The sequence below is a fragment of the Kitasatospora sp. NPDC004799 genome, from assembly GCF_040609095.1.
Classification (GTDB): domain Bacteria; phylum Actinomycetota; class Actinomycetes; order Streptomycetales; family Streptomycetaceae; genus Kitasatospora.
The window spans coordinates 1-2216 of record NZ_JBEXJK010000700.1 but is presented as its reverse complement, the minus strand read 5'-3'; the positions used below and the strand labels follow the sequence as shown (position 1 = coordinate 2216).

Genomic DNA, 2216 nt, shown 5'->3' with positions numbered 1-2216 from the left:
GGCTCTGCCCCAACGCCGCCTTCCTGTCGGGGCGGTTCGAGGCCTACCGGCAGAACAGCGAGATCGTGATGGGGCTGCCCGATCGACTGCGACGCCCTCGTGATCGGCTCCGGCGCCGGCGGCAGCGTCGCCGCCCTCGGCCTGGCCCGGGCCGGCCGCGAGACCGTCGTCCTCGAAGAGGGCCCACGGATCACCACGGCCGAACTCGCCGCCGCCTCGCCCGCGCAGAACCTCCGGCGCCTCTACCGCCATGCCGGCCTGGCCCCCATCCACGGCCGGCCCGTCATCGCCTTCGGCGAGGGATGCTGCGTCGGCGGCACCACCGTCGTCAACGGCGGACTGCTCTGGGAACCGCCCGCCGACCTGCTCGACCGCTGGGCCCACCGGGCCGGCACCGACGGCTACCGCCGCACCGACCTGGACGGCCACCTGCGCGAGATCACCCGCCGCCTCGGCGTCGCCGTCCAGCACCCCGGCGACGGCAACCGCGACTCCCGCCTGCTCGCCGACGGCGCCGACCGGCTGGGCTGGCACTGGGCCCCGGCCCGCCGGGCCGCCCCCGGCTGCTCGCACGCCAACCGCTGCCCCACCGGCTGCCCGTCCGGCGCCAAGCAGAGCATGCTGCTCAGCTACCTGCCCGCCGCCGAACGCCACGGCGCGCGCATCCACCCCCGCACCCGCGTCCTGAAACTCAGCCACCGCCGGAGCAGCGTCACCGAGGTCCACGCCGTGGGCCCCGAGGGCGAGCCGCTCAGCTACCGGCCGCGCACCGTGGTGCTCGCCGCCGGACCGATCGGCAGCCCCGCCCTGCTCCAGCGCAGCGGCATCCACCGCCGCCGGGCCGGCCGGCACACCGCCGTCCACGTCAACCTGAAGGTCGTCGCCCGCTTCCGGGAGCCCGTACGGGCCACCAGCGGCACCATCTTCACCGCCCAGCTCCAGCACTTCCAGGACCAGGGCCTGCTGGTGATGCCCGCCAACCTCACCCCCGGCGCCCTCGCGGCCGCCCTGGCCGGCCACGACCCGCGGACCGTCAACACCGTGCTCGCGGACCTCGACCGGACCGCCCTGTTCACCGCGCAGGTCCGGGTGGACGGACCGGTCGCCGTCACCGCCCTGCCCGGCGGCCACACCCTGCTGCGCCACCGGATCACCGCCGACGACGGCCGCCGGCTGCGCTCCGCGCTCCACCGCACCGCCCGCCTGCTGCTCGCCGCCGGCGCCGTCGAGGTCCACCCGCCGTTCCCCGGCCCGCCGCTGCGCTCGGAGGCCGAGGCCCTGCGGTGCGCCCGGCACAGCACCCTCGCCGACTGGCCGCTGGTCTCCGTCCACGCCATGGCCTCCTGCCCGATGGGCGCGCCGGACCGCGGCGGACTCTGCGACCCCGCCGGCCGGCCGTACGGCTTCGACAACCTCCACCTCTGCGACGCCTCGGTGCTCCCCGGCGCGACCGGCATCAGCCCCCAGGGCACCGTGATGGCCTTCGCCCACGAGATCACCGAACGCCTGCTGCAGCCCACCCGACGGGAGACCACCGGATGACGAACGACCTGGCACCGCACCGGCTCCCCGGCGTGATCGAGCCGGACGGACCGGAGGTGACCTGCGACCTCGCCATCCTCGGCTCCGGCATGGGCGGCGCCACCCTCGCCTACGCGCTGCGCTCCTCCGGCGCCCGGATCCTCGTCGTCGAACGCGGCGACTTCCTGCCGCGCGAGCGGCAGAACTGGTCCCCGGAGGCCGTGTTCGTCCAGGGCCGCTACCGCAACGGCGACCAGTGGCAGGACGCCCAGGGGCAGCCCTTCCACCCCGGCGTCCACTACTACGTCGGCGGCAACACCAAGGTCTACGGCGCCACCCTCCCGCGCTTCCGCGAGAGCGACTTCGGCCCGGTCGCCCACGCCGAGGGCGACGCCCCCGGCTGGCCGATCGACTACGCCGACCTGGAACCCCACTACGGCCGGGCCGAGGACCTCTACCGGGTGCACGGCACCCGCGGCGAGGACCCCACCGACCCCTGGCGCTCCACCGACTACCCCCACCCGGCCGTCGAGCACGACGGCGCGGTCGCCGACCTCGCCGACCGCCTGCGCGGCCAGGGCCTGCGCCCCTTCCACCTGCCGACCGCCATCGACCTGGGGGGGTGGCGGTCCGACGGCGGGTTGGGACTCGACGCGCTCGGGGCCGAGGCGCGCGTCCCGGGGGGTTTAAACGTG

2 protein-coding genes are annotated in these 2216 nt (G+C 76.2%); both read left to right on the top strand.

What is annotated here, in order from left to right; all coding sequences use genetic code 11:
* Window positions 1-99: 99 nt before the first annotated feature.
* Complete coding sequence (locus ABZW03_RS40060) at window positions 100-1542, top strand: GMC family oxidoreductase (protein WP_355269704.1); 1443 nt, start codon at window positions 100-102, stop codon at window positions 1540-1542.
* Window positions 1539-2216 (top strand): NAD(P)-binding protein (locus tag ABZW03_RS40055; protein ID WP_355269702.1); only part of this gene is annotated, 678 nt, incomplete at its 3' end. The genes ABZW03_RS40060 and ABZW03_RS40055, both read left to right, overlap by 4 nt.